Genomic DNA, 25869 nt, shown 5'->3' with positions numbered 1-25869 from the left:
TTACTTAAGTGATGACATGCCGCCGCCCAGCGACTGCCAGAGTGTTACCCGGTTTGTGAAATCAGTCAGTTGCAATGCCAGTAACGCCTGCTGTGCGCTCCACAAAGTGCGTTGTGCCGTCAACACGGTCAGGTAATCACCGACACCGGCCTGATAGCGGCGCAGGCCAATATCGACCGTTTGTTGTTCAGCTTTAACATACTGACGCTGTGCATCCAGTTGTTCTTCAACTGTTGCTCTACGAGCCAGCGCGTCAGCAACATCTTTGAAAGCGCTCTGAACGGTTTTCTCATAGGTGGCAATAAGCCCGCGCTTTTGTGCTTCTGCGTAACGAAGCTGCGCCAGATTACTACCGCCGGTGAACAGCGGTAATGTTACCGAGGGCGCAAATGACCAGACCTGCATTCCGTGGCTGAACAGCGACGATAATGCGTCGCTGCCGACGCCAGCACTTGCAGTCAGCGAAATCGTCGGGAAAAAGTTAGCCCGCGCGGCACCAATATCAGCATTGGCGCTCTTCAGATTATGTTCCGCTTCCTGGATATCCGGGCGACGCAGCAAAACGTCAGATGACACTCCCACAGGAACCAGGCTTATCATCTGCTCCGGCAGGCTTTCCAGTGTTCCCGGTAGCAGATTTTCCGTAAGTGTTGTACCCGCCAGTAAGTTCAGGGCATTTTTATCCTGCATCACTTGCGTCTGATAGCTGGCAACGCTGGCGCGCGCCTGCTGATAGATACTCATCGCCTCGCTGACATCTGTCGCTGCCGCCGTGCCAACCTGCTGCTGACGCTGGATAATTTTCAATGAGTTCTCTGCGCTGGCCATCGTTTCTTTTGCCAGAGCCAGGTTGCTGTTATCGGCCGCCAGGGTCAGCCAGGCGGTGCTGATTTCGGCAATCAGCGTTAAACGGGTGTTCTGGGCTGTAAATTCACTGGCAAGCCAGGTTTCTCGCGCTGCCCGTGACAAACTCTGATTACGACCAAACAGATCTAACGTAAAACTGGACACCGTACCGTCAGCCTCAGCAGTGGTCCCCGTGCCATTCGCCAGCGAACGACTGCGGGTCGAACTTAAGGTTGCATTCACCGTCGGGAATAACGACGCATTAGTTTGCCCATAGAGCGCCCGCGCTGAGTCAATATCAGCAATCGCTTTTTGCACATCGCGGTTACTGTTCAGTGCAATGGTCACCACTTGCTGCAATCGGGGATCGTGGATCACCTGTTGCCAGTCATGGCTGATTGCCTTCCCCTGCCCCTGTGCTCCCGGCAAGCTCGCCGGGATTGGGGATTCGGGCGTGCTGTAGTGGGGATCGAGCGAGACACATCCCGCACTCAACAGCACCAGAAAAATTAGAGAACGACGCAACATAACTTACTCCTGACGGCGCGGTTTACCGGCAAACAAACGTTTAACCAGCACAAAAAACAGAGGAACGAAGAAGATGGCCAGTAATGTAGCGGTCAGCGTACCGCCAATAATGCCCGTACCAATGGCGATGCGGCTGTTCGCACCTGCACCGGTCGCCATCGCCAGCGGCATAACCCCCGCAATAAACGCCAGCGAGGTCATGATGATTGGACGTAAACGGGTCTGCGCCGCGCGTAATGCCGCACGACTCAGGGAATAGCCCTCAGCAACCGCCGCTTCGGCAAATTCCACAATCAGAATGGCGTTTTTCGACGACAAACCGATAGTGGTTAATAGCGCCACCTGGAAGTAAACGTCGTTGTTTAAATCACGCATCCAGGCCGCCAGTGCCGCACCGAGCAGCCCCAGCGGGATCACCAGAATGACCGAGAACGGAACTGACCAACTTTCGTACAGTGCTGCAAGGCAGAGGAAAACCACCAGAATAGAGACCGCATACAGACTCAGTGCCTGACCGCTGGCCAGTTTCTCCTGCAATGACAAGCCACTCCAGGCCCAGGTTGTCCCTGCCGGAAGGTTGTTTGCCAGAGCTTCCATTTTTGCCATCGCGTCGCCAGAACTAAAACCACTCGCGTTTTCCCCCTGAATTTCATAAGCCGCGGAGCCGTTGTAACGCACCAGTTTTTCCGGGCCATAGATCCAGCGCGTAGTAGCAAAAGCAGAGAATGGAGTCATGGCGTTATCGCTACCGCGCACAAACCATTTCCCTAAGTCTGACGGCGCAGAACGAAACTCACTGTCGCCCTGAATGTAGACTTTTTTCACACGGCCACGGTCAATAAAGTCATTCACATAAGTACCGCCCCACGCGCTGGCCAGCGTATCGGTGACATCACTTAAACTCAAACCCAGCGATACAGCTTTATTGTTATCAATATCTACCTGCAATTGCGGCATTTGCGGCAGGTCATTGGCACGTACAGAAATCAGCTCAGGGCTTTGATTAGCCTGTTCAATCAACTTGTTACGCATTTGAAGTAAGGTTTCACGGTCAGTAGCACCACTTGCCATTAATTCAAACGTAAAGCCATTGCTATGCCCCAGACCATCAACCGCAGGTGGAGTCATGGCAAATACCGTAGCATCACGAATTGCCCCCAACTCTTTGGTTGCCCGTAAGGCAATGGCCTGGGCGGTATTTTCTGCACCCTTACGTTGTGACCAGTTTTTCAACGAGACAAACGCCATCCCGGTGTTCTGCCCGCTACCACTAAAACTAAAACCATCAACGGTAAAAATGACATCAGTGTTTGCTTTTTCGTTTACCAGGAACCAGTCAACAATCTGGCGGTTTACTTCTGCTGTACGAGCTGCGGTCGCTCCGGCTGGCAGCGTGTACTGCACCATGATTTCGCCCTGGTCTTCAGTGGGTAAGAAACTGCCCGGCAGTTTCCACATCATCAGAGCCATTCCACCGCCCAGCACGACATAGACACCCATAGCCCGCACCGCACGACGCAAAACATAAAGGACGCCATGCTGGTACTTTTCTTCAGTAAGACGGTAAAAGCGGTTGAATGCGCCGAAAAACCCTTTTTTATGCGGTGGAACATGATGGAGGACAGAACCACAAAGCGCAGGAGTCAGCGTTAATGCGACCACCACGGAAAGCAGCATGGCGGAAATAATGGTTATCGAAAACTGACGATAAATTACCCCCGTAGATCCCCCAAAGAACGCCATTGGCAGAAATACGGCAGACAGTACCAGAGCAATAGCAACCAGAGCGCCAGAAATTTCGCCCATTGATTTTTCCGTTGCTTCACGCGCAGGCAGTCCTTCGTCACGCATAATACGTTCGACGTTCTCCACCACCACAATGGCATCGTCCACCAACAGGCCGATCGCCAGTACCATTGCAAATAACGTCAGGGTATTAATCGAATAGCCAAACAACGCAAGAACGCCAAACGTCCCCAGCAAGACGACCGGCACGGCTAACGCCGGGATCAGCGTAGCGCGCAAGTTTTGCAGGAATAAATACATCACACAAACCACCAGTACGATGGCTTCAAACAGCGTCTGAATTACGTCCTCTACGGAGATTTTAATAAATTCAGTGCTGTCTTTTGGGTAAGCGATGTCGTATCCCTGTGGCATGTTGCGCTGAAATTCTGCGATTTTATCCTTTACCAGCGTCGCCGTGTTTAACGCATTCGCTCCCGGTGAGAGCATCACGGCTACCCCTGCGGCCGGATGACCGTTCAACTTACTGATGGCGTTATAATCTTCGCTACCCATCTCAACGCGAGCCACATCCTTGATACGAACAACCGCGCCGTCTGACTGGCTTTTAACAATGATATTTTTAAATTGCTCAACGGTTTGCAGGCGTGACTGAGCACGAACTGTTGCCGTCAATTGTTGCGTGTTCGATGACGGTAAAGCACCGATTTTCCCGGCAGTAACTTGCACGTTTTGCGCTTCAATTGCACTTTGTACATCGGATGGCATCAGCGAGTATGAGGCCAGTTTGGCTGGATCAAGCCAGATGCGCATCGCATATTCAGCCCCAAAAACTTGCAGACTCCCTACGCCTTCAACACGCGCCAGCGGGTCCTGAAGATTACTCACCAGCCAGTCAGCAATATCGGAACTGGTCGCTTTGTCGGTAGTGTCATATACGGCAGCAATCAGCAAAAAGTTGCTTTGTGATTTCTCCACCGTGACACCGGTTTGCTGTACTTCGCTCGGTAAACGTGACTCCGCCTGCTGTATTTTATTTTGTACCTGCACCTGCGCGGTATCAGGGTCAGTGCCTTGTTCAAACGTCACATTAATACTGACTGAGCCATCCGAACTACTGGTGGAACTGAAGTAGAGCAAATTATCCAGCCCGGTAAGTTGTTGTTCGATAACCTGAGTTACGCTGTTTTCCAGCGTTTCGGCAGAAGCACCGGTATAAGTAGCTGAAATTCTGATGGTCGGCGGCGCAACATCAGGATATTGCGCGACGGGTAATGTGCGAATGGCCAGAATCCCCGCCAACATAATCAAAATGGCGATAACCCAGGCAAAGACGGGTCTGCGAACAAAAAAACGCGAAAACATCAGGCATTGCCTCCATTAGCCTGAACCTCAACGGCCTTGACGGTCTGCCCTGAAGTTACTTTGGCGGAACCTTCGACAATCAGTCGGTCACCGTTGTGCAGGCCGTTCAACACCAGCCATTTATCACCGTAGGTTTCTCCCGTTTCGAGCGTGCGCTGCTCTACTTTATTGTCTTTATTCACCACCAGCGCGGTAGCATTACCTTTAGCATCACGCGTAACACCTTGTTGCGGCGCGAGAATAGCGTTTTCCATCACGCCTTCATCGACACGAGCGCGAACAAACATACCCGGTAACAACTGCTGCTGTGGATTAGGGAAAATCGCCCGTAATGTCACCGAACCGGTAGATTCATCAACGGCCACTTCGGTGAGTTCCAGCCGACCTTTTTCGCTATACGTTGTACCATCTTCCAGGATAAGTGAGACGCTCATGGTATCGCTGTTGGTTGCCAGCGACTGTTTGCGCAGACGCAGTAAATCGACACTGGAGCGAGTGAGATCAACATACATCGTTTCCAGACCACGAATAGTCGTTAACGCCGTATCCTGCGACGCGGTTACCAGTGCGCCAGGCGTCACCGACGAAATGCCTATGCGCCCGGAAATCGGCGCGGTGACCGTGGTCCAGTCAAGATTAATTCGCGCGGTTTCCAGTGCAGCTTTTTTCGCTTCTACACTGGCTTTATCTTGTGCACAGGTAGACTGAGCATCATCAGCATCCTGTTGTGACACGCCGCTATCTTTCACCAGTCGGGCATAACGCTGCGCTTTCTGGCAATCAGCTTTTACCAGTGCCTGCGCCTGTTGCAACGCAGCACGGGCTTCATTCCATGCCGCCCGATAACTGGCCGAATCAATCTGGTAGAGCGGCTGTCCGGCCTTAACCAGATCACCTTCCTTAAACAAGCGTTTCTGGATAATTCCCCCAACCTGCGGACGTACTTCAGCACTGAGTACCGCACTGGTGCGCCCGGTTAATTCACTGACTACAGAAACCGGTTGAGATTTGAGCGTAACAACGCCCACTTCTGTTTCCGACGGGGATGAATTGTTATTTTGCGTATTATCACAACCAGATAAGAGCAGCATTGCCACTACAGACGTTGCTATATACTTCATTATTTTCTCCAGGGTGAACAATACCCTCCTCATTAAAATTAATGAGGATATGTCAGGGATATTCAGATATAACGAACCCGCATCGCGAAATAAATTTCGCAATGAAATAAGGGGATTAATATCCCCCGCTATCGGTTAATTCTGTTCTTATTTATTTATCAACATACTAATAATATCCTGATATATTTCCTGCAGACGTTGTGGATCGCTTTTTTGCGGTGTTAAACGACGATAAACCGTACCTTCCATCATAGTGGCGAGCACCTCAACGCAACAACGAATGTGCTCATCGCTAAGATGGGGATGCATTCTTTTCATATGCGCACAACCGTTAGCGAACATTCTGGCGTCAGCTTCCTCGAGCATTGCCATCACCCGCGGGTTGCGTGTTGCTTCTGCAGCCACTTCCAGCATCAACGCGTCGTCGTCTTCATTTAAGGATTTCCGCAAGGCAAGGACTTCCGGGAAGCGATCGGTACGCGCGTCAATGTCCATCTGAGCAATACGAAAGTCGATGATACGGCGAACCATCTCTTCAATAATGGCGTCTTTATTGGCGAAGTAACGGTAGATCTGCCCGACGCTAAGCTGAGCTTCGCTGGCAATTTGCGACATACTGGCGGCATGAAAACCGCAGCGATGAAAACACCGACGGGCGGCGTTGATGATTTCATCCTGGCGCTGTTTGTGACGTATCTCCAGCTTGCTAGTCATTTCTGTCTCCTGGCCTTCCACTTAGTGAGAATGATCATTCTCATTTTGGCTAATTATACGTTTCTCCAAAGTAATGGAAAGTATTTTTATCTTATTCATGATGCATATTCTGATAATGAAGAGATTGTGGAGATTCTGTGAAGATAGTTGAAATATTACGTTGATGTCAGTTCATCAGAGAAAGGCAGCGACGTGTTGTCGCCAGATTCTATGAGATATTCCCATAACCTGCCCCTGAAGATGTCAGGATCAGATAGAACAAAATGTTCTGTACTGTAGCTTCTCCCCCGTACAGAAAGCGCAACTATAGCCACCCACAGCCAGGTTGATTATAATAACCGTTTATCTGTTCGTACTGTTTACTAAAACGACGAATCGCCTGATTTTCAGGCACAACAAGCATCAACAATAAGGATTAAAGCTATGGGTTTTCTTTCCGGTAAGCGCATTCTGGTAACCGGTGTTGCCAGTAAACTGTCCATCGCCTACGGTATCGCTCAGGCGATGCACCGCGAAGGAGCTGAACTGGCATTCACCTACCAGAACGATAAACTGAAAGGCCGCGTAGAAGAATTTGCCGCTCAATTAGGTTCCAGCATCGTTCTGCAGTGCGATGTTGCCGAAGATGCCAGCATCGACACCATGTTCGCAGAACTGGGTAAAGTCTGGCCGAAATTTGACGGTTTCGTACACTCTATTGGTTTTGCACCTGGCGATCAGCTGGATGGCGACTATGTTAACGCCGTGACTCGTGAAGGCTTCAAAATTGCCCACGACATCAGCTCTTACAGCTTCGTTGCAATGGCAAAAGCTTGCCGTTCTATGCTGAATCCGGGTTCTGCCCTGCTGACTCTTTCCTATCTGGGCGCTGAGCGCGCTATCCCGAACTACAACGTTATGGGTCTGGCGAAAGCGTCTCTGGAAGCGAACGTGCGCTATATGGCTAACGCGATGGGTCCGGAAGGTGTGCGCGTTAACGCCATCTCTGCTGGCCCGATCCGCACTCTGGCCGCTTCTGGCATCAAAGACTTCCGTAAAATGCTGGCACACTGCGAAGCGGTTACTCCGATTCGTCGTACGGTTACCATTGAGGATGTGGGTAACTCCGCAGCGTTCCTGTGTTCCGATCTCTCTGCCGGTATCTCCGGTGAAGTGGTTCACGTTGACGGCGGTTTCAGCATCGCTGCAATGAACGAGCTGGAACTGAAATAATCGTTCTGTGGGTAATGATGGGCGGCGTTGCGCCGCCCATTTCTCTGTTATACCTTTCTGATATTTGTTATCACCGATCCGTCTTTCTCCCCTCTCCGCCTTGCGTCAGGATAACGATTTCCGTTATGACCAAGGAACGCCCATGGAACAACGCCACAGTTCAGGCAAAAGCCACTGGTATCACGAAACGCAATCCAGCACTGCAGAACATGACGTTCTGCCTCTGGTTCCGGAAGCTGCACAGGTTACCGATCCTTTTCTGCTCGACGTGATCCTTGACGAAGAAACACTTGATCCCTTTCATTCGTGGCTGATCCCGGCGCGTACTCTTGCTGTAGAGCTATTTCCCAATCAGCTTGCGGCGACCCGTTTACAGACATTCACCGCCTATGAACGCCTGTCGACCGCTCTGACCGTTGCTCAGGTCTGCGGCGTCCAGCGTTTATGCAACTACTATTCCGCGCGTCTGACACCGCTTCCCGGACCAGACTCCTCCAGGGAAAGTAATCATCGTCTGGCACAAATCACGCAATATGCCCGTCAACTGGCCGGCTCTCCATCGATTATCGACAACCGATCGCGCCAGCATCTTCACGATGTCGGGCTTACCGCCTGGGACTGTGTAATTATCAATCAAATTATTGGTTTTGTTGGTTTTCAGGCGCGAGCAATTGCGACTTTTCAGGCTTATCTTGGACAACCTGTACGCTGGTTACCCGGTCTGGACGTGCAAAGCTACGCTGACAGCTCACTTTTTGCTGAAGTATCAACCGGCTGGCGTGCCTGCTACGATGGGGAAAAATTCTCTGGAGAGCAAGAGACGAATGCTCTCCTGTTGCCAGGCTCTGAACTTCGCCAACTGGCAGCAATCCTGAATCTGCATCCTGCCTCGTTTTCACTCTTTGTGGCGTTGTTATCCAGCCCGTTGGTAACAACAAAATCCAGCCATCAACTTGCTGCTTTACTCAGCGCACGAATTAACGGCAGTGCTGCCTGTTTCACCTCTCTCATACATTCAACATTTGAATATAAAGAAGCAATATCCATTCTGCGTCAGGGCGAAAACGAAATAAACCAGTGGGCTGACTGCCATTTTGTTGAGCGTGCTACGGTTCAGGCGATACAATGGCTGACACGAGCACCCGATCGCTTTAGCGCCGCCCAGTTTAGCCCGTTACTCGAACATGAAACATCATCAGCGCAGGTTATCAATCTGCTGGTATGGAGCGGGTTTTGTGGTTGGATAAATCGCTTAAAAATCGCGTTGGGTGAGACACATTAACCTTGCTGCGTCAGGCAGAATCGCGTAAAACTGTCAGCCGCTCTAATGGCCACCAAAATAGACAATTATGTTTCAGGACAACCCGCTGCTAGCGCAGCTTAAACAGCAACTGCACTCCCAGACGCCCCGCGCTGAAGGGGTGGTAAAAGCCACTGAAAAAGGCTTTGGCTTCCTGGAAGTCGACGCACAGAAAAGTTATTTCATTCCGCCGCCGCAGATGAAAAAAGTCATGCATGGCGACCGAATTATCGCGGTGATCCACAGTGAAAAAGATCGTGAATCCGCAGAGCCAGAAGAACTGGTTGAACCGTTTCTGACTCGTTTCGTGGGTAAAGTTCAGGGCAAGAATGACCGTCTGGCCATCGTGCCTGATCATCCACTCTTAAAAGACGCTATTCCTTGCCGCGCTGCCCGCGGGCTGAATCATGAGTTTAAAGAAGGCGACTGGGCGGTTGCCGAAATGCGCCGCCATCCGCTGAAAGGCGATCGTTCTTTCTATGCTGACCTGACTCAATACATCACTTTTGGTGATGACCACTTCGTGCCCTGGTGGGTAACCCTGGCGCGCCATAACCTGGAAAAAGAAGCACCAGATGGCGTCGCCACCGAAATGCTCGATGAGGGTTTGGTTCGTGAAGATCTCACCGCGCTGGACTTTGTCACCATCGACAGTGCCAGCACGGAAGATATGGATGATGCCCTCTTCGCGAAGGCGTTACCGGATGACAAACTGCAGTTAATTGTCGCAATTGCCGATCCAACCGCGTGGATTGCCGAAGGCAGCAAGCTGGACAAAGCAGCGAAAATTCGCGCATTCACCAACTATCTGCCGGGCTTCAACATCCCGATGCTGCCGCGCGAGCTTTCTGACGATCTCTGCTCACTGCGTGCCAATGAAGTGCGCCCGGTACTGGCATGTCGGATGACGTTGTCTGCTGATGGCACCATTGAAGACAACATCGAATTTTTTGCCGCTACCATCGAATCCAAAGCCAAACTGGTTTATGACCAGGTTTCCGACTGGCTGGAAAACACCGGCGACTGGCAGCCAGAAAGTGATGCGATTGCCGGACAAATCCGCCTGTTAGCGCAAATTTGCCAGCGTCGCGGCGAATGGCGTAATAACCATGCGTTGGTGTTTAAAGATCGCCCGGATTACCGTTTTATTCTCGGTGAAAAAGGTGAAGTGTTGGATATCGTCGCTGAACCACGCCGTATTGCTAACCGTATTGTCGAAGAAGCGATGATCGCCGCTAACATTTGTGCGGCCCGCGTGCTGCGCGATAAGCTCGGTTTCGGTATCTATAACGTGCATATGGGCTTTGATCCGGCAAATGCCGAGGCGCTGGCAGCATTGCTGAAAACGCATGGCCTGCATGTTGATGCCGAAGAAGTGCTCACACTGGACGGTTTCTGCAAACTGCGTCGTGAGCTGGATGCGCAACCGACTGGCTTCCTCGACAGCCGCATTCGCCGTTTTCAGTCTTTTGCGGAAATCAGCACCGAACCGGGTCCTCACTTTGGCCTCGGTCTGGAAGCGTATGCCACCTGGACTTCACCAATTCGCAAGTATGGCGACATGATCAACCATCGTTTGCTGAAAGCGATCATCAAAGGCGAAACGGCGACGCGTCCGCAGGATGAGATCACCACCCAAATGGCAGAGCGTCGTCGTCTCAACCGGATGGCAGAACGTGATGTCGGGGACTGGTTGTACGCGCGTTTCCTGAAAGACAAAGCGGGCACTGACACCCGTTTTGCGGCAGAAATCGTCGATATCAGCCGGGGCGGTATGCGTGTGCGTCTGGTCGATAACGGCGCTATCGCCTTTATCCCTGCACCGTTCTTACACGCCGTGCGCGATGAGCTGGTTTGCAGTCAGGAAAACGGCACCGTACAAATTAAAGGTGAAACAGTTTACAAAGTAACCGACGTTATCGACGTCACCATTGCCGAAGTACGCATGGAAACCCGCAGCATTATTGCGCGCCCTGTCGCGTAATCTCTTTTTACGGCCCATTCATTACGGATGGGCCGTTTGCCTTTCCCTTCCCCCATATTCGTTTATCTCAGCAGATTTTTTTTAATGACATCCGTTTGAAAACTGGCGTTTTCCCAAAACTGGATTACAAATAAATATATAAAAAAAACAATACGTTTAACCGCCATTAATTTCATGTAAGCCATATGAACCGTTCATTTAACTGCGGGACTCCGCTGTTAACCGGAGGGTATGCATCATGAAAACCATTAGGGAGTCCACAACGTTGTACAACTTTCTCGGATCGCACAACCCATACTGGCGGTTGTCGGAAAACAGTGATGTTTTGCGTTTTTCCGCCACCGAAACAACGGAACCTGAACGTACTCTGCAGTTATCTGCCGAACAGGCTGCTCGTATCCGGGAAATGACGGTTATCACCTCCAGCCTGATGATGAGCCTGACAGTCGATGAGAGTGATCTTTCTGTTCATCTGGTGGGACGAAAAATCAATAAGCGTGAATGGGGTGGAAACGCGTCAGCATGGCATGACACACCGGCGGTAGCTCGTGATTTATCACACGGACTGTCCTTTGCAGAACAAGTGGTTTCTGAAGCCCACTCTGCAATAGTGATTCTGGACAGTCGGGGAAATATCCAGCGTTTTAACCGGTTATGTGAAGAGTACACGGGGCTGAAAGAACACGATGTCATCGGGCAAAGTGTGTTTAAACTGTTTATGAGTCGTCGTGAAGCTGCGGCATCCATGCGCAATAACCGTGGATTTTTTCGAAACGGCAATGCATATGAGGTAGAAATCTGGATACCCACGCGTAAAGGCCAGCGGCTGTTTCTGTTTCGCAACAAATTCGTGCATAGCGGCAGCGGCAAAAATGAGATCTATTTAATCTGCTCCGGCACCGATATCACCGAAGAACGCCACGCCCAGGAGCGCTTGCGAATTCTGGCTAACACCGACAGCATTACAGGGCTGCCGAATCGTAACGCTATGCAGGAATTAATCGATCACGCCATTAATCAGGTGGATGAAAGTAAAGTCGGCGTGGTTTATCTCGATTTAGACAATTTTAAAAAAGTGAACGATGCCTACGGGCATTTGTTTGGCGACCAGTTGTTACGCGAGGTTTCACTGGCCATTTTAAGCTGTCTTGAGCCGGATCAGGTACTGGCGCGCTCTGGCGGCGATGAATTTCTGGTACTCGCACCAAACACCTCACAAAGTGCCCTGGAAGCAATGGCATCGCGGATTTTGACCCGCCTGCGTCAGCCTTTTCGCATTGGTTTAATCGAAGTTTATACTGGCTGTTCGATCGGTATTTCACTTTCACCGCAACATGGCCCAGACAGTGCGGCAATTATTCGCCACGCCGATACGGCAATGTACAGTGCCAAAGAAGGCGGTCGAGGGCAATTTTGCGTTTTTTCACCGGAAATGAATCAACGGGTATTTGAATATCTGTGGTTGGATACCAACCTGCGTAAAGCACTGGAAAACGATCAGTTAGTTATTCACTATCAACCGAAAATCACCTGGCGCGGTGAAGTGCGCAGTCTGGAAGCTCTGGTGCGCTGGCAGTCGCCCGAACGCGGACTAATTCCCCCACTGGACTTTATTTCCTATGCGGAAGAGTCCGGTCTGATTGTGCCTCTGGGTCGTTGGGTTATTCTTGACGTCGTTCGCCAGGTGGCAAAATGGCGAGATAAAGGCATCAATCTTCGGGTGGCAGTCAATGTCTCAGCACGCCAACTCGCTGATCAAACTATTTTCACTGACCTGAAACAGGTACTCCAGGAACTTAAATTTGAGTATTGCCCTATTGATGTCGAGCTGACTGAAAGCTGCCTGATTGAAAACGACGAGCTGGCGCTTTCCGTTATTCAGCAATTCAGTCAATTAGGCGCACAGGTTCACCTGGATGATTTCGGCACTGGCTACTCTTCCCTTTCTCAACTGGCACGATTTCCTATCGATGCCATTAAACTCGACCAGGTTTTTGTCCGTGATATTCACAAACAACCTGTCTCACAGTCGCTGGTACGGGCAATTGTCGCCGTAGCTCAGGCCTTGAACCTGCAGGTTATTGCCGAAGGCGTAGAAAGCGCAAAAGAAGATGCTTTTTTAACCAAAAACGGCATCAATGAGAGACAAGGATTCTTGTTTGCCAAACCGATGCCCGCCGTAGCGTTTGAACGCTGGTATAAACGTTATCTGAAACGCGCATAAAGAGACGAATATATATATTTAACGGTATATAATTCCATTACATATCGTATTCGTAAATGATAATTAACCTTTGCCGTTAAGCACTTCTCTTTTAGCGGCAATTTTTGCATTATTTATTTTCACCTTTTTTGCCTTAAGGATACCCTTGATGTCTGAATTTGATGCCCAGCGCGTTGCCGAACGTATTGATATTGTGTTAGATATCCTTGTGGCAGGCGATTACCACTCTGCGATCCATAATCTTGAGATACTTAAAGCAGAACTCTTGCGCCAGGTTGCTGCATCTACGCCAGACATCCCGAAGGCACCATGGGAGATTTAACAATCGTGCTTTCAGTTTTCCCTATTTAAGGATGCCCGGCGCGTCAGCATTTTTTATTGAGTATTATAACGTTATAAGAATTACAGCGATGAATTCCCGACAACAAACTATTCTACAGATGGTCATTGACCAGGGTCAGGTTAGCGTAACCGATCTGGCGAAAGCCACTGGAGTTTCCGAAGTTACTATCCGCCAGGATCTCAACACCCTCGAAAAACTTAGCTATCTACGCCGTGCACATGGTTTTGCTGTTTCGCTTGATAGCGATGATGTCGAAACCCGTATGATGAATAATTATACGCTGAAACGTGAACTTGCTGAGTTTGCCGCCTCACTGGTTCAAGCGGGAGAAACCATCTTTATCGAGAATGGCAGCAGTAATGCCCTTCTGACCCGCACATTGGGTGAGCAAAAGAAAAATGTCACCATCATTACGGTCAGCAGCTATATAGCGCATTTATTGAAAGACGCCCCTTGTGAAGTCATTTTACTTGGCGGTGTGTACCAGAAAAAAAGCGAAAGTATGGTTGGTCCTCTGACACGTCAGTGTATCCAACAGGTGCATTTCAGTAAGGCATTTATTGGTATCGATGGCTGGCAACCTGAAACCGGGTTTACAGGTCGCGACATGATGCGTACCGATGTGGTCAATGCTGTACTGGAAAAAGAGTGCGAAACCATTGTCCTGACTGACAGTTCAAAGTTTGGTGCCGTACATTCTTACCCCATCGGCCCTGTTGAGAGAATCAAACGCGTTATAACCGATTCAAAGATTAGCGCCAGCGATCTGATGTCTTTGGAACACAGTAAATTAATCGTTCACGTCGTTGACATATAATCACTTTCCTTCCTTACGGATGATTTGCTCTAACGCAAATCATCCGCACTAAGATGATTCCTGGTTGATAATTAAGACTATTTACCTGTTATTAACACCCTAACGTTATAAACTTATTATCAGCGATATAACAGGAAGTCACTATCACCTGCGTGATATAACCCTGCGCGCGAGAGGATTTCACGGAATAATTTTACATGGCCTATTCTGAACTATTATAGTTATAGAGAGCTTACTTCCGTGAATCATAAATTCAGGAGAGAGTATTATGTTTGTAACGAGCAAAAAAATGACCGCGGCTGTTCTGGCAATTACACTGGCAATGTCTCTAAGTGCCTGTTCTAACTGGTCTAAACGGGACCGAAACACCGCAATCGGTGCAGGTGCAGGGGCTTTAGGCGGTGCAGTACTGACTGATGGCAGCACGCTGGGTACATTAGGTGGTGCAGCAGTTGGTGGTATTATCGGTCACCAGGTCGGTAAATAATCGTAAATAAATGTCGATTAGCAACTCGCTATTATAATACGCTTGACTCGGTTCAGTACGAAATAACTGAATAATACACACAGTGAAATAAACGAAAGCCACGAAAATATTTCCGTGGCTTTTTTTGTTAACCGCCTGCGAGTTTTACCTTCATCCCTTTCGCTTCAAGCAGTGATTTTAATAAATCACGCTTATCCCCCTGGATTTCGATAATTCCATCTTTTACTGCCCCGCCGCAGCCGCATTTTTTCTTCAGTTCAGCCGCCAGCTTTGTCAGTTCGGCATCATCGAGATCGACGCCGGTAATCAGGCATACGCCCTTACCTTTACGCCCACTGGTTTGCCGTTGGATGCGCACCACTCCGTCGCCTTTTGGTCGTACAGGGGTCGCTTTGGGTTCATCAATACGTCCAGTTTCCGTTGAGTAGACCAGACGGCTGTTAGAATCACTCATCATGCACTCCGTTGTAACGAGGTGTTGATCGCTTTCAGCGTTTGCGCCGGGGCCGCCGATTGCGTTACCGGGCGACCAATCACCATATAATCAACGCCTGCCGCCAGCGCCTGTTCCGGGGTCATGATGCGGCGCTGATCGCCAGCGTCGCTCCCCTGCGGGCGAATACCCGGCGTCACCAGTTTGAAATCCTGACCAAATGCTTGTTTAAACCGCACGGCTTCCTGGGCTGAACACACAACACCGTCAAGGCCGCATTTTTGCGTCAGCGCCGCCAGACGCTCTGCATAATCTGCCGGTGACAGTGTCACACCAAGATCGGCCAGATCGCTGGCTTCCATACTAGTGAGTACAGTCACAGCGATTAATAGCGGCGCATCTTTGCCAAACGGAACCAACGCCTCACGTGCTGCGGTCATCATACGTGCGCCGCCAGAGGCATGAACGTTTACCATCCACACGCCTAAGTCAGCCGCCGCTGCCACGGCGTGCGCTGCGGTATTGGGAATATCGTGGAATTTCAGGTCGAGGAAGATATCAAAACCACGTTGTTGCAGTTCACGAACAAACTGCGGCCCAAACAGGGTAAACATCTCCTTGCCTACTTTCAGACGGCAATCGCGTGGGTCGATCTTGTCGACAAACGCCAGCGCAGCGTCACGATTATTATAATCAAGGGCAACAACAACAGGAGAATGAGTAACAGCGCGGGAAGGAGATGAAGCAGTTAACGTCATGACCAGACCTTCTTGATGATGGGCACCGGAAGTGGCGCAAAACAGGTAAACGGCGTGCATTCTACCCGTGGAAATAAAAAATTAACAGTTACGATTTTCCCCCTGCCAGTCTTTTTCTGCTCAGGCGTTACCGAAGCTATTTGTAAAAATAACCATTAGTATGTTGTAACTAAAGATAGTTTTTTTTATAAATTACAGTCCATCCAGGCCACGAATCGGTTTAATGGTTGACCAGGCACGGCAGGACGGACAATGCCAGTAAAGCGTGTATGCAGTAAAACCACACTTCTGGCAGCGGTAACGCGGCTTACTACGCACCTTCTCGCCCACCATGTCACGCAACACCATCAGGCTCTCTTTGGCGCGCCCTTCTTCCGCTTCGTTAAGGTGGTAATCCATCAACTTGTGGAACACGCGCATCGTCGGATGGCGTTGTAGCTGGCGCGTAATATAGACCTGTGCGGCTTCGCTGCCATCGCGCGCTTCAATGATGTCGGCAAGCATCAGTTCAGCATCTGCCCCCGTATTCTCCTCCACCGCACGCTGGAGAAACTCTGCCCATTCGGCAGTTTTATCCAGTTGCTGATAGCAGGTTTGCAGCATTTCCAGCGTTTCGCTGACCAGCTCTCTGTCCTGGGAGATAACGCGTTGCAGGCTCTCGACCGCTTTTGCGTACTCCCCTTTTGCCATGAAAACACGTCCCATCATAATGGACACGCGGGCGCTGTTTTTGTCGGCTGCCGCCCCTTTTTTCAACAAGGCCATAGCGCGATCGAGATCGTCACTGGCCATGTGCTGAAGGGCTAATTCACAGTAGAAATGGGCGATTTCGACTCGCTGTTTATCTTTACCAAGCTTCACCAGGCGTTCTGCAACATCAATTGCTTTCTGCCATTCACTGGTGGACTGATAGATTTGCAACAGTTGTTGCAATGCGCCAACTCGGAAGTCGGTTTCATCAGTCAGTTGATTAAACATATCTTCCGCGCGATCGTATAAACCCGCCGCCATGTAATCACGCCCCAGTTGCTGAATTGCCAGCAGACGCTGCTCATAGGTCAACGAGGCACTTTCCATTAAGGTTTGATGAATACGAATAGCGCGATCGACTTCGCCACGCGAACGGAATAAGTTTCCGAGCGTAAGGTGGGCTTCAACGGTGCCTGTATCCTCTTTCAGCATATCGAGGAACAGATCCACCGCTTTGTCCTGTTGATTACTAAGCAGGAAGTTAACCCCTGCTACGTAATCACGTGACAGGCGGTTGGCTTCATCTTGCTTGTTTTGTTGCGCACTTCTGCGGCCCATATACCAGCCATAGGCAGCGGCTACAGGCAAGAGCAGAAACAACAACTCCAGCATAGAAAGTTATTCCTTCGCTACTGACGAATCAGGCGCTACCGCCACGCCAGTCGCAGGTGAAAGCTGGTTTTCCAGTCGCTTTATTTTACGTTCAGCGCGTGCCAGAGAAACACGAATTCGCAGCCAGAACAGGCCACAAATCAACCAACCGATAGCAAACCCCGCAGCAAACAATACCGCCAGCAAAGTAGAGATACGATACTCCCCTTGCGCTAACAGATAATTAAACGTTACCTGCTGATCATTCTGCGCACCTAACGTGATAGAAATCACAAAAATCGCTAACACCAGTAAGAAAATGAGTAAATATTTCACATTACTTCCCGTTATGTGGTTAGAGCGAATAAATTATGGTCAACTTACCGCAATAGCCCTTTAAAGTACCATTTTCACGACGTCTGCGAAATGGTAGCCACAATCATTGTTGATGATTTGAGGGTTAAATTCGGAAATTCAACCAGTTTTAACTTTCTTGTTCTCGCTGCGCTATCTCACGATTTTCTTCCGGCGGTGGTGTTAATGGCCCACAAATACGTTGCGCGAGCCAGGTTGCCACCGCCACCAGCGCCCACGAAATCAACGTAGCCACCACCAGATCGCGCGGCCAATGCATCCCCAGCAGCAAGCGGCTTCCCATTACTCCCGTTGCCCAGACCAGCAAGAGCGCAATGGTTAAAGTTCGCCTACGTGGCCACAACAGCCCAACGGCGAGCAAGGCCCAACTGGCGGCAAACATCGTGTGGCCGGAAGGAAAGGCAAACCCCGTCTCTTTCTGCCAATGAGAACGTAAATATTGCGGGATATTTTTTTCTTCAGCCAACTGTTCTTTCACTAAATTACCGCGCTCTGCTCGCTTTAAAGTGTAGAACTCATCAACCGGAATATGATGTGTTTTTTCCAGCCAGATAACAAAAGGGCGTGGCTCCTGAACTTTACCTTTGATCCAGGATTTAACTCCCTGTCCGACAAGAATTGCCGCTGCCAGAATAGCAAATAACATAACTGCGGCTTTGAGGCGAAAACGCAGACACCAGAGAAACCAGCCGAATAAAATAAGATGCGTAATGACGCCCCAGGGCTGAGTGACGGTTTCAGTGACCCAAAAGGCCGCTTTTAACAGCCAACTTTGATCTCCAAGTTGCCAACGCCAGCCAGAAATCCACACCGCTACCGGCATGATAAGTAATAGTGCTGCTCCAACTGCGGTACGTCTGGCAATCGAACGCATGGTCTCTCCTTCCTTATAAGTCTCACAATCATAACTGAAAATGCTCTGACCTGGAAAAATTGGCAGATTTGTGCCATTCAGTGAACGATTGACGCGTCGTGATTAGGTGAACACCTTCGCGTTATGGCAAAATAAGCCGATACAGAACCAGCATTATCTGGAGAATTTCATGCAGCTTAAACGTGTGGCAGAAGCTAAACTGCCAACCCCCTGGGGCGATTTCCTGATGGTGGGATTTGAAGAACTGGCAACCGGACACGATCATGTCGCGCTAGTCTATGGCGATATTTCCGGGCATACCCCGGTACTTGCGCGCGTCCATTCCGAATGTCTGACCGGTGACGCCCTGTTCAGCTTGCGCTGCGATTGTGGCTTCCAGCTTGAAGCGGCACTGACACAAATAGCCGAAGAAGGCCGTGGTATTTTGCTGTATCACCGTCAGGAAGGACGTAACATTGGTCTGCTGAATAAAATTCGCGCTTACGCGTTGCAGGATCAAGGCTACGATACCGTAGAGGCTAATCACCAGTTAGGCTTCGCCGCTGATGAACGCGATTTCACTCTTTGCGCCGATATGTTCAAGTTACTTGGTGTCAACGAAGTCCGTCTGTTAACCAACAACCCGAAAAAAGTCGAAATTCTGACCGAAGCAGGGATTAACATTGTTGAACGCGTGCCGTTGATTGTCGGTCGTAACCCAAATAACGAGCATTATCTCGATACCAAAGCGGAAAAAATGGGCCATTTGCTGAACAAATAATCCTCGTTTAATGCAAATTCGGCCTGCTTGCCGGATGCCCCTCATCCGGCAAGTAAAGCACAGTTACTTCAACATATTACGAATGACATAATGCAAAATACCGTCGTTCTGGTAATAGGTTAATTCCGTCGCGGTGTCGATACGACAACGGCACAGCACAACTTCCTGACTCCCCTCCGCTCGCATTAGCGTCACCGGAACCGTCGCGCCCGGTTGTAGACTTTGTAGATCGGTAATATCAATCTTTTCTTCCCCGCTCAGCCCTAACGTTTTACGCGTCACGCCTGGAGGGAACTCCAGCGGCAGAATACCCATACCAATTAGATTCGAACGGTGAATACGTTCAAACGATTCGGCAATAACCACACGAATACCGAGCAGACGCGGACCTTTTGCTGCCCAGTCACGGCTGGAACCAGATCCATACTCTTTCCCGGCAATCACCGCCAGCGGTGTTTTCTCCTGCTTATAGCGCATCGCTGCATCGTAAATAGAGACAACCTCGCTGGCAGGCAAATGGCGCGTCATCCCTCCTTCAACGCCAGGCACCATTTCGTTACGAATGCGAATATTGGCAAACGTGCCGCGCATCATCACTTCATGGTTACCACGCCGCGAACCGTAGGAGTTAAAGTCTTTACGCTCAACGCCACGACCCTGCAAATATCGCCCTGCCGGGCTGTCGGGCTTAATACTGCCTGCCGGAGAAATATGGTCAGTGGTAACCGAATCCCCCAACATTGCCAGGATTCGCGCACCGTGAATGTCTTCCACTGGCGCTGGCGTCACCTGCATCTCATCAAAGAAAGGCGATAACCGAATATAGGTCGAATCATCCTGCCATCCGTAGGTATCTGATCGCGCAACGTTAATCTCTTTCCACTCCGCCGTGCCTTCAAAAACTTCCGCATATTCTTTACGGAACATTTCTGTTGAGACTTGCTCAACCGCGCGAGCAATTTCTTGTGCTGATGGCCAGAGATCTTTCAGATATACCGGATCGCCTTTGCGATCATGTCCAAGTGGATCGGAAGCGAGGTTGATGTTCATATTGCCCGCCAGCGCATAAGCAACAACCAGCGGCGGCGAGGCCAGCCAGTTGGTTTTAACCAGTGGATGAATACGCCCTTCAAAGTTACGGTTACCAGACAGCACCGCTCCAACGGTTAAATCACCTTTTTTGATCGCCGTTTCGATAGGATCGGGTAATGGGCCAGAGTTACCGATACAGGTTGTACAGCCATAACCTACAAGATTAAAGCCAAGTTCATCGAGATACGGTGTCAGTTTGGCTTTTGCCAGATAGTCAGAAACCACTTTCGAGCCGGGAGCCAGCGACGCTTTAACCCACGGTTGTCGTTTCAGCCCCAGAGTTACGGCTTTTTTCGCCAGCAACCCGGCAGCCATCAACACGCTGGGGTTAGACGTGTTGGTACACGATGTTATTGCGGCAATAACCACTGCGCCATCAGGCAACTGATACTGATGCCCGTTCATAACATAATCGACGGGCTGGCGATCTTTATGCGTGGCATTCACTTCCAGTTCGTTACTGGCGGCAAAAGCTTTTGGTACATCTGCCAGCGCAACGCGATCCTGCGGCCGTTTTGGTCCGGCAAGACTGGCTTCAACGTCATTCATATCCAGTTCTAATGTACTGGTAAAAATCGGTTCATCGCCCGGGTTACGCCACATTCCTTGCGCTTTGGCGTATTTTTCGACCAGTTCGACCTGATCTTCACTGCGTCCACTTAAACGCATGTAATCGAGGGTAACCGAATCTATTGGGAAGAAGCCGCAGGTCGCGCCGTACTCCGGTGACATGTTGGCAATCGTCGCGCGATCTGCCAGCGGCAGCGAATCCAGTCCATCGCCGTAAAATTCGACGAATTTACCCACTACGCCATGTTTACGCAGCATCTGAGTGACGGTAAGAACCAGGTCTGTGGCGGTGATACCTTCACGTAATTTTCCGCTGAGTTTAAAGCCCACAACATCCGGGATAAGCATGGAAACCGGCTGACCTAACATTGCTGCTTCCGCTTCGATCCCACCAACACCCCACCCCAACACGCCAAGACCGTTGATCATCGTGGTGTGCGAGTCGGTGCCGACAAGCGTATCCGGGTAAGCAATCCACTCACCGCCCTGCAATTCGCTCCACACCGCTTTACCGAGATACTCGAGGTTAACCTGATGGCAAATCCCAGTGCCTGGCGGCACCACCCTAAAACGACTGAATGCCTGCTGTCCCCATTTCAGGAATACATAACGTTCGTGATTGCGCTCCATTTCCAGGCGCACGTTTTCCTCGAAGGCCTCATCATCACCAAACCGATCGACGGTCACCGAGTGGTCAATCACCAGATCGACGGGTGAGAGCGGGTTCACCTTCGCGGTATCGCCGCCGAGACGTTTTACCGCTTCACGCATCGCCGCAAGGTCAACGACAGCAGGCACGCCGGTAAAGTCTTGCATCAGCACTCTTGCCGGACGGTAAGCGATTTCACGGTCAGCATGGGCATTTTTCAGCCATCCTGCCAGCGCATGTATATCTTCTTCGGTAACAGAGTTGCCATCCTGCCAGCGCAGCAGGTTTTCGAGCAAAACTTTGAGTGACTTAGGCAGACGGGTAATATCGCCCAGTGATTTGGCAGCAAGCGGCAGACTGTAGTAATGGTAGGTTTTATCTTTAGCCTGCAACGTGTCCTTAGTGGCTTCTCGTAGGGTTGACGACATAGCTCCTCCTTAATGACAGGGTTGCGATACCCTGATTCTCCTCAGGGTGAATATTAAAGATAACACAAACACTGCGTAACGATTTGATAACAACCCAAATTGATAAAAGAGGAGAGGCCTTACAGGGATAAATCGGGATAGGAGCTGATCTCACGATCAGCTTCCTCCCACACCACCGTACGTACGGGGCCGTATACGGCGGTTCGGTTATGTTGATCGTCGCCTGCCTATACTTCTGGCAGGCCCAGTCTGGAGAACAGCTTATTGGGGAGTGCTATATTCAGTGCCGGACTACAGCTTATCCGCCACTCTTTATGGCAGCTTCCTGCTGTTTGCGCCGCAAGGTCCTTGATTACGCCTCGACTGCGCAACTCCCTGAAGCGGTTGCGGCCCGTTTTCCACTGTTTCCAGAGTATGCTTCGCAGCCTGCGCCTTATCCATCCGTTCAGCTCTCGCATCAGCGATGGCCTCTGGTTCAGCCCGTAGTAACTTTTCCAGCCCGTCAGATATCGTCTTAGCGGCTGAGTTAGCTGTTCAAGGCTTCTCCCTGTGTTGCGTCCGGTCAGTGCTCTTATCCGCATTTTGAACCGTTTTATCGACTCCGGCGATACCACGCACCATACCTTCCGCCCCCTTATGAAGCTGTATCCAAGGAACTTGCGCGTTTCAGGGCGTGCTACAGCACTCTTCTTCGCGTTGACCTTCAGCTTCAGTTTATGGCTCAGCCAGTGCGTCAACCCCGCCATGATCCGGTTGCCTGCCCGTTCGCTTTTCACGTAGACATTACAGTCGTCTGCGTACCGCACGAACTTCAGACCACGTTTCTCCAGTTCCTTGTCGAGGTCGTCAAGCAGCAGGTTCGATAGCAGCGGCGACAGTGGGCCGCCCTGCGGCATTCCTTCTGTCACCGGCCTTACCAGACCTGCGTCCATCACCCCTGCATTCAGGAACCTGCGGATAAGTGACAACACCCGTTTATCCGATACTCGTTTCTCTATCCGGCTCATCAGCACATCGTGATTTACCCGGTCGAAGAACTTCTCCAGATCGAGGTCGACCACCCAGTGATACCCGGCCCCGATATGTTCCCGGGCTTGTATCACTGCCTGGTGGGCCGAACGACCGGAACGGAACCCGTAGCTGTTGTCGCTGAACGAGCTATCCCACTGTGCCTGCAATACCTGCATCATCGCCTGCTGGATGAAGCGATCCACCACCGTCGGGATGTCCAGCAGACGTCCGCCGCCGCTGGGCTTCGGTATGGACACTCTTCTCACAGGAGATGGGCGGTATCTGCCGGACAGCAGTTGCGCTTTCAGCTCTGGCCAGTGGTGCCTCAGGTAGTCCGGCAGTTCGCTTACGCGCATACCATCGACTCCCGCTGCACCTTTGTTGGCTTTAACTCTTTTCAGGGCTTGCCTGAGATTGACTGGTTCACAAATGGCTTCCATCAGCCACACTGTTGACGACGGACTTTCTCTGTTCGTCGGTGCCTGCACGGTTTCAGCCCCCGGAAGGGCGGCGTTCGGGGCTTCACCCCGTTCCCCGGCCTCAGGGTCGCGATGCGTTTTCTGCTGCATGACCGTTCAGAACCTCCGTTGATACTCGTCACTCATTACCGTTCGGGCCTTCGGGTGTCATGCCCTACTATGCCCTCTGCTGACTCCTGTCCGCCGGTCAGCGCCCCTTACGGTACGCTCAGTTCTGGATACAGAACGACGGACAGGCCTCCCGGGGTAAGTTCAGCCGCCTTCACCACACACCTGTCCGATTTACCACCCCGGTTCTTGATGGTTATGGCCTTCGCAATTCTTTGCTTGCTCCGCCAACCGGGTAGGCCTCGTATCGGATTTCTGTTCGTCAGGTCATGGATTTGCTTCACGCTTCCTTCAGACCCCGCCTCACGACGACGCCCTTGCGCTTCGCTAGTCCTTCGCCACCATCAGGCTGGACAGGGGACTTTCACCCCCGAGCTGCTGAACATGCCCGGCACACAAAGAAAAAACTCGCCGCAGCGAGGTCAGAGATTAGTGAGCAACTATCCAGATGAGTTCGGACCAGAAGAGTATCGACAGAGAAAATGCGCCCATCCAGGACCAGTATTTCGTATTTGTGATGATCATAGGCTACACCCTTTATTTGTTATTACTTTATGTTGAAATTACTCAACCTTTTATTGCAGTGGTGTATTAAAAAGCGTTTAATTCACGAATATATCGGATAATAAGAATGATGATAATTATTGTTTCTGCTGATCATCTTCAGCAAACATCTCTATAAAGGCTTGCTGCTGCGACGTTAGTTTCCAGTCATCTGGAATAACGACGGAACATTCTCGTTTCGTTTCCATTTCGTTGTCACTATGCTGACATAATGGTGACGATTCCTGATGCTGCTCCTGAACAACCATCGTTATCCCCACACTTTCCATATCAGTAGTGCGACAACCACCCAGAAGAGTGCAGAACCAAGAAATACTGCACGCCAGGCTTTGCGTTTTAATTCAGGGTCCCGGCGGGGTTCCTGATTTCTAGAAGGCATTGCTAACCTCATATGATTGCCATCACTTATCAGTAAGACGTTAACCAATTGGTAAAATTAATCAAACGATGAGACAAATCCTAATGAAACTTTAGCCAAAAATCCAGCTAATTTACGAATCGTATCCAGTGAATAATTCAATCTTTTGACCTGATATAGATATTTGAAGATTGAAGTTTGCGAGGCGGGTAATTAGGCACTACTTTATGATCGATTTACCATAAAGATTTCAGGGGTAATTATATTGTGGGTGCATACGAATAAGAAGGAGCAGAGAATATATTCCGGCCCCCAGGTAACATAAAGGTGCCGGAAATAACGCAGGTAATTATTTTTCAGGCAACTTGATATCTTTAAACATGACCTCAATTTCTTCATTAGAACGCAGTGCCACAGCGGCATCAACGACGTCTCGCGTTAAATGCGGGGCAAAACGCTGAATGAAATCATACATATAACTGCGTAAAAACGTACTGCGACGAAAACCAATTTTGGTTGTGCTATGGCTGAAAATGTCGTGTGCATCGACACGAACCAGGTCAGGGTCAGCAACCGGGTCGACCGCCATGCTGGCAATCACCCCTACCCCCAGTCCCAACCGGACGTAGGTTTTAATGACATCAGCATCCGTTGCCGTGAAGACGATACGCGGCGTCAACCCTGCGCGGTTAAAAGCGGTATCCAGTTCAGAGCGTCCGGTAAAACCGAAGGTATACGTCACCAACGGATACTGCGCCAGTTCTTCAATGGTGATTGCATTTTTGCCTGCCAGTGGGTGGTCCGGGGTCACCACAATAGCCCGGTTCCAGTGATAGCATGGCAGCATCACCAAATCTTCATACAAATGAAGTGCTTCCGTGGCAATAGCGAAATCGGCATTACCTTTAGAGACTGCATCGGCAATTTGTGTCGGTGATCCCTGGTGCATATGCAAAGAAACGCGAGGATAACGCTCAATAAAACCTTTGATGACGTTTGGTAACGCATAGCGTGCCTGAGTGTGAGTAGTGGCAATATATAATGAGCCTTTATCTGGCCAGGTGTGCTCTCCGGCAACCGATTTAATGGCATCTACTTTCGACAGGACTTCACGAGCAATACGAATTATTTCCTGCCCGGCTGGAGTAACCTGCGTCAAATGCTTGCCGCTGCGGGAAAAAATTTGAATGCCCAACTCATCTTCCAGCATTCTGACTTGCTTACTGATCCCTGGTTGTGATGTGTAAAGTCCTTCAGCCGTTGATGAGACATTCAGGTTATGATTGACCACCTCAACAATATAGCGAAGTTGTTGTAATTTCATGTTAAACCATCCACTTAGACGCCATCTGAACATCGTTTTTTCGTCACACCTGGCGGGT

Annotated in this window: 25 protein-coding genes; 8 read left to right on the top strand and 17 right to left on the bottom strand. The window is 50.3% G+C overall.

What is annotated here, in order from left to right:
• From C7B16_RS10190 to C7B16_RS10175, 4 genes are all read right to left on the bottom strand, one after another.
• Positions 1–1374 (bottom strand): efflux transporter outer membrane subunit, encoded by a 1374-nt coding sequence (locus C7B16_RS10190; RefSeq protein ID WP_107179624.1) that lies wholly within the window; start codon positions 1372–1374, stop codon positions 1–3.
• A 3-nt stretch (positions 1375–1377) separates the two neighbouring features.
• Positions 1378–4485, bottom strand: a complete 3108-nt coding sequence (locus C7B16_RS10185; protein ID WP_181244188.1) for an efflux RND transporter permease subunit — start codon at positions 4483–4485, stop codon at positions 1378–1380.
• Positions 4485–5606, bottom strand: coding sequence for an efflux RND transporter periplasmic adaptor subunit (locus C7B16_RS10180; protein ID WP_107179623.1), 1122 nt, complete (start codon positions 5604–5606; stop codon positions 4485–4487). The genes C7B16_RS10185 and C7B16_RS10180 overlap by 1 nt, the downstream gene beginning before the upstream one ends.
• Positions 5607–5753: 147 nt before the next feature.
• On the bottom strand, positions 5754–6320 hold the full coding sequence (locus tag C7B16_RS10175) for a TetR/AcrR family transcriptional regulator (protein ID WP_000202112.1): 567 nt from the start codon (positions 6318–6320) through the stop codon (positions 5754–5756).
• Between the two features lie 423 nt (positions 6321–6743).
• On the opposite strand from C7B16_RS10175, the gene fabI reads away from it, so the two are divergent.
• The 3 genes from fabI to C7B16_RS10160 all read left to right on the top strand — a co-directional run bounded on the left by fabI (position 6744) and on the right by C7B16_RS10160 (position 10816).
• On the top strand, positions 6744–7532 hold the full coding sequence (fabI, locus tag C7B16_RS10170) for an enoyl-ACP reductase FabI (protein ID WP_000506507.1): 789 nt from the start codon (positions 6744–6746) through the stop codon (positions 7530–7532).
• Between the two features lie 142 nt (positions 7533–7674).
• On the top strand, positions 7675–8814 hold the full coding sequence (locus C7B16_RS10165) for a CMD domain-containing protein (protein ID WP_105265993.1): 1140 nt from the start codon (positions 7675–7677) through the stop codon (positions 8812–8814).
• A gap of 67 nt (positions 8815–8881) precedes the next feature.
• Positions 8882–10816, top strand: a complete 1935-nt coding sequence (locus tag C7B16_RS10160) for an exoribonuclease II (RefSeq protein WP_000484960.1) — start codon at positions 8882–8884, stop codon at positions 10814–10816.
• Positions 10817–10878: 62 nt separating this feature from the next.
• Here C7B16_RS10160 and C7B16_RS10155 read toward each other — a convergent pair whose 3' ends face one another.
• Positions 10879–11001, bottom strand: coding sequence for a hypothetical protein (locus C7B16_RS10155; protein ID WP_000323866.1), 123 nt, complete (start codon positions 10999–11001; stop codon positions 10879–10881).
• Positions 11002–11054: 53 nt separating this feature from the next.
• Between C7B16_RS10155 and pdeR the strand changes: the two genes are divergently transcribed.
• Entirely contained in the window at positions 11055–13040 is a 1986-nt protein-coding gene (gene pdeR, locus C7B16_RS10150; protein WP_000849463.1) for a cyclic di-GMP phosphodiesterase, read from the top strand.
• Here pdeR and C7B16_RS25000 read toward each other — a convergent pair.
• Positions 13022–13150 carry a hypothetical protein gene (locus C7B16_RS25000; RefSeq protein WP_219906383.1) on the bottom strand — a complete coding sequence of 43 codons (129 nt, stop codon included), beginning with the start codon at positions 13148–13150 and terminating at the stop codon, positions 13022–13024. The genes pdeR and C7B16_RS25000 overlap by 19 nt on opposite strands.
• A 38-nt stretch (positions 13151–13188) precedes the next feature.
• Here C7B16_RS25000 and yciZ point away from each other — a divergent pair, with 38 nt between their 5' ends.
• The 3 genes from yciZ (at position 13189) to osmB (ending at position 14687) form a co-directional block, all read left to right on the top strand.
• Positions 13189–13362, top strand: coding sequence for a protein YciZ (gene yciZ / locus C7B16_RS10145; protein ID WP_001288366.1), 174 nt, complete (start codon positions 13189–13191; stop codon positions 13360–13362).
• Positions 13363–13450: 88 nt separating this feature from the next.
• Positions 13451–14200: a DNA-binding transcriptional regulator YciT gene (locus C7B16_RS10140; RefSeq protein ID WP_107179622.1), complete on the top strand. Its 750-nt coding sequence runs from the start codon at positions 13451–13453 to the stop codon at positions 14198–14200.
• 268 nt (positions 14201–14468) lie between these two features.
• Entirely contained in the window at positions 14469–14687 is a 219-nt protein-coding gene (osmB, locus tag C7B16_RS10135) for an osmotically-inducible lipoprotein OsmB (RefSeq protein WP_000498252.1), read from the top strand.
• 127 nt (positions 14688–14814) lie between these two features.
• On the opposite strand, the gene yciH is transcribed toward osmB, so the two are convergent.
• From yciH to pgpB, 5 genes are all read right to left on the bottom strand, one after another.
• Positions 14815–15141, bottom strand: a complete 327-nt coding sequence (gene yciH, locus C7B16_RS10130) for a stress response translation initiation inhibitor YciH (RefSeq protein ID WP_010377698.1) — start codon at positions 15139–15141, stop codon at positions 14815–14817.
• Positions 15141–15878 carry an orotidine-5'-phosphate decarboxylase gene (gene pyrF, locus C7B16_RS10125; RefSeq protein ID WP_000176253.1) on the bottom strand — a complete coding sequence of 246 codons (738 nt, stop codon included), beginning with the start codon at positions 15876–15878 and terminating at the stop codon, positions 15141–15143. The genes yciH and pyrF overlap by 1 nt, the downstream gene beginning before the upstream one ends.
• 192 nt (positions 15879–16070) lie before the next feature.
• Positions 16071–17240 carry a lipopolysaccharide assembly protein LapB gene (lapB, locus tag C7B16_RS10120; RefSeq protein ID WP_000891363.1) on the bottom strand — a complete coding sequence of 390 codons (1170 nt, stop codon included), beginning with the start codon at positions 17238–17240 and terminating at the stop codon, positions 16071–16073.
• A gap of 6 nt (positions 17241–17246) precedes the next feature.
• Positions 17247–17555, bottom strand: coding sequence for a lipopolysaccharide assembly protein LapA (gene lapA / locus C7B16_RS10115; protein ID WP_107179621.1), 309 nt, complete (start codon positions 17553–17555; stop codon positions 17247–17249).
• Positions 17556–17703: 148 nt separating this feature from the next.
• Complete coding sequence (gene pgpB, locus C7B16_RS10110; RefSeq protein WP_107179620.1) at positions 17704–18468, bottom strand: phosphatidylglycerophosphatase B; 765 nt, start codon at positions 18466–18468, stop codon at positions 17704–17706.
• A 169-nt stretch (positions 18469–18637) separates the two neighbouring features.
• On the opposite strand from pgpB, the gene ribA reads away from it, so the two are divergent.
• A complete protein-coding gene (ribA, locus tag C7B16_RS10105) occupies positions 18638–19228 on the top strand; it encodes a GTP cyclohydrolase II (RefSeq protein ID WP_001176295.1) in 591 nt (196 codons plus the stop codon).
• Between the two features lie 63 nt (positions 19229–19291).
• On the opposite strand, the gene acnA is transcribed toward ribA, so the two are convergent.
• From acnA to cysB, 6 genes are all read right to left on the bottom strand, one after another.
• Positions 19292–21967: an aconitate hydratase AcnA gene (gene acnA, locus C7B16_RS10100; RefSeq protein WP_107179619.1), complete on the bottom strand. Its 2676-nt coding sequence runs from the start codon at positions 21965–21967 to the stop codon at positions 19292–19294.
• 227 nt (positions 21968–22194) lie between these two features.
• A complete protein-coding gene (gene ltrA, locus C7B16_RS10090) occupies positions 22195–23547 on the bottom strand; it encodes a group II intron reverse transcriptase/maturase (RefSeq protein ID WP_107179618.1) in 1353 nt (450 codons plus the stop codon).
• Between the two features lie 447 nt (positions 23548–23994).
• Positions 23995–24090, bottom strand: coding sequence for a small membrane protein YmiC (ymiC, locus tag C7B16_RS24525; RefSeq protein WP_122983110.1), 96 nt, complete (start codon positions 24088–24090; stop codon positions 23995–23997).
• A gap of 116 nt (positions 24091–24206) precedes the next feature.
• Positions 24207–24377 (bottom strand): protein YciX, encoded by a 171-nt coding sequence (gene yciX / locus C7B16_RS10085; RefSeq protein ID WP_000261428.1) that lies wholly within the window; start codon positions 24375–24377, stop codon positions 24207–24209.
• 2 nt (positions 24378–24379) lie between these two features.
• Positions 24380–24520 carry a YmiA family putative membrane protein gene (locus tag C7B16_RS10080; RefSeq protein WP_107179617.1) on the bottom strand — a complete coding sequence of 47 codons (141 nt, stop codon included), beginning with the start codon at positions 24518–24520 and terminating at the stop codon, positions 24380–24382.
• A gap of 316 nt (positions 24521–24836) precedes the next feature.
• Positions 24837–25811, bottom strand: a complete 975-nt coding sequence (gene cysB / locus C7B16_RS10075; RefSeq protein WP_000776256.1) for an HTH-type transcriptional regulator CysB — start codon at positions 25809–25811, stop codon at positions 24837–24839.
• Positions 25812–25869: the final 58 nt, after the last annotated feature.

This window comes from Escherichia sp. 20412-1, assembly GCF_003027595.1.
GTDB lineage: Bacteria > Pseudomonadota > Gammaproteobacteria > Enterobacterales > Enterobacteriaceae > Escherichia > Escherichia marmotae.
This window is presented reverse-complemented; position numbering and strand designations above follow the sequence as displayed.

Bases quoted from the DNA above. Each gene is read 5' to 3' on its own strand.
- C7B16_RS10190 (WP_107179624.1), bottom strand. From the start codon at position 1,374: ATGTTGCGTCGTTCTCTAATTTTTCTGGTGCTGTTGAGTGCGGGATGT.
- C7B16_RS10185 (WP_181244188.1), bottom strand. From the start codon at position 4,485: ATGTTTTCGCGTTTTTTTGTTCGCAGACCCGTCTTTGCCTGGGTTATC.
- C7B16_RS10180 (WP_107179623.1), bottom strand. From the start codon at position 5,606: ATGAAGTATATAGCAACGTCTGTAGTGGCAATGCTGCTCTTATCTGGT.
- C7B16_RS10175 (WP_000202112.1), bottom strand. From the start codon at position 6,320: ATGACTAGCAAGCTGGAGATACGTCACAAACAGCGCCAGGATGAAATC.
- fabI (WP_000506507.1), top strand. From the start codon at position 6,744: ATGGGTTTTCTTTCCGGTAAGCGCATTCTGGTAACCGGTGTTGCCAGT.
- C7B16_RS10165 (WP_105265993.1), top strand. From the start codon at position 7,675: ATGGAACAACGCCACAGTTCAGGCAAAAGCCACTGGTATCACGAAACG.
- C7B16_RS10160 (WP_000484960.1), top strand. From the start codon at position 8,882: ATGTTTCAGGACAACCCGCTGCTAGCGCAGCTTAAACAGCAACTGCAC.
- C7B16_RS10155 (WP_000323866.1), bottom strand. From the start codon at position 11,001: ATGGCTTACATGAAATTAATGGCGGTTAAACGTATTGTTTTTTTTATA.
- pdeR (WP_000849463.1), top strand. From the start codon at position 11,055: ATGAAAACCATTAGGGAGTCCACAACGTTGTACAACTTTCTCGGATCG.
- C7B16_RS25000 (WP_219906383.1), bottom strand. From the start codon at position 13,150: ATGCAAAAATTGCCGCTAAAAGAGAAGTGCTTAACGGCAAAGGTTAAT.
- yciZ (WP_001288366.1), top strand. From the start codon at position 13,189: ATGTCTGAATTTGATGCCCAGCGCGTTGCCGAACGTATTGATATTGTG.
- C7B16_RS10140 (WP_107179622.1), top strand. From the start codon at position 13,451: ATGAATTCCCGACAACAAACTATTCTACAGATGGTCATTGACCAGGGT.
- osmB (WP_000498252.1), top strand. From the start codon at position 14,469: ATGTTTGTAACGAGCAAAAAAATGACCGCGGCTGTTCTGGCAATTACA.
- yciH (WP_010377698.1), bottom strand. From the start codon at position 15,141: ATGAGTGATTCTAACAGCCGTCTGGTCTACTCAACGGAAACTGGACGT.
- pyrF (WP_000176253.1), bottom strand. From the start codon at position 15,878: ATGACGTTAACTGCTTCATCTCCTTCCCGCGCTGTTACTCATTCTCCT.
- lapB (WP_000891363.1), bottom strand. From the start codon at position 17,240: ATGCTGGAGTTGTTGTTTCTGCTCTTGCCTGTAGCCGCTGCCTATGGC.
- pgpB (WP_107179620.1), bottom strand. From the start codon at position 18,468: ATGCGTTCGATTGCCAGACGTACCGCAGTTGGAGCAGCACTATTACTT.
- ribA (WP_001176295.1), top strand. From the start codon at position 18,638: ATGCAGCTTAAACGTGTGGCAGAAGCTAAACTGCCAACCCCCTGGGGC.
- acnA (WP_107179619.1), bottom strand. From the start codon at position 21,967: ATGTCGTCAACCCTACGAGAAGCCACTAAGGACACGTTGCAGGCTAAA.
- ltrA (WP_107179618.1), bottom strand. From the start codon at position 23,547: ATGCAGCAGAAAACGCATCGCGACCCTGAGGCCGGGGAACGGGGTGAA.
- ymiC (WP_122983110.1), bottom strand. From the start codon at position 24,090: ATGATCATCACAAATACGAAATACTGGTCCTGGATGGGCGCATTTTCT.
- yciX (WP_000261428.1), bottom strand. From the start codon at position 24,377: ATGGTTGTTCAGGAGCAGCATCAGGAATCGTCACCATTATGTCAGCAT.
- C7B16_RS10080 (WP_107179617.1), bottom strand. From the start codon at position 24,520: ATGAGGTTAGCAATGCCTTCTAGAAATCAGGAACCCCGCCGGGACCCT.
- cysB (WP_000776256.1), bottom strand. From the start codon at position 25,811: ATGAAATTACAACAACTTCGCTATATTGTTGAGGTGGTCAATCATAAC.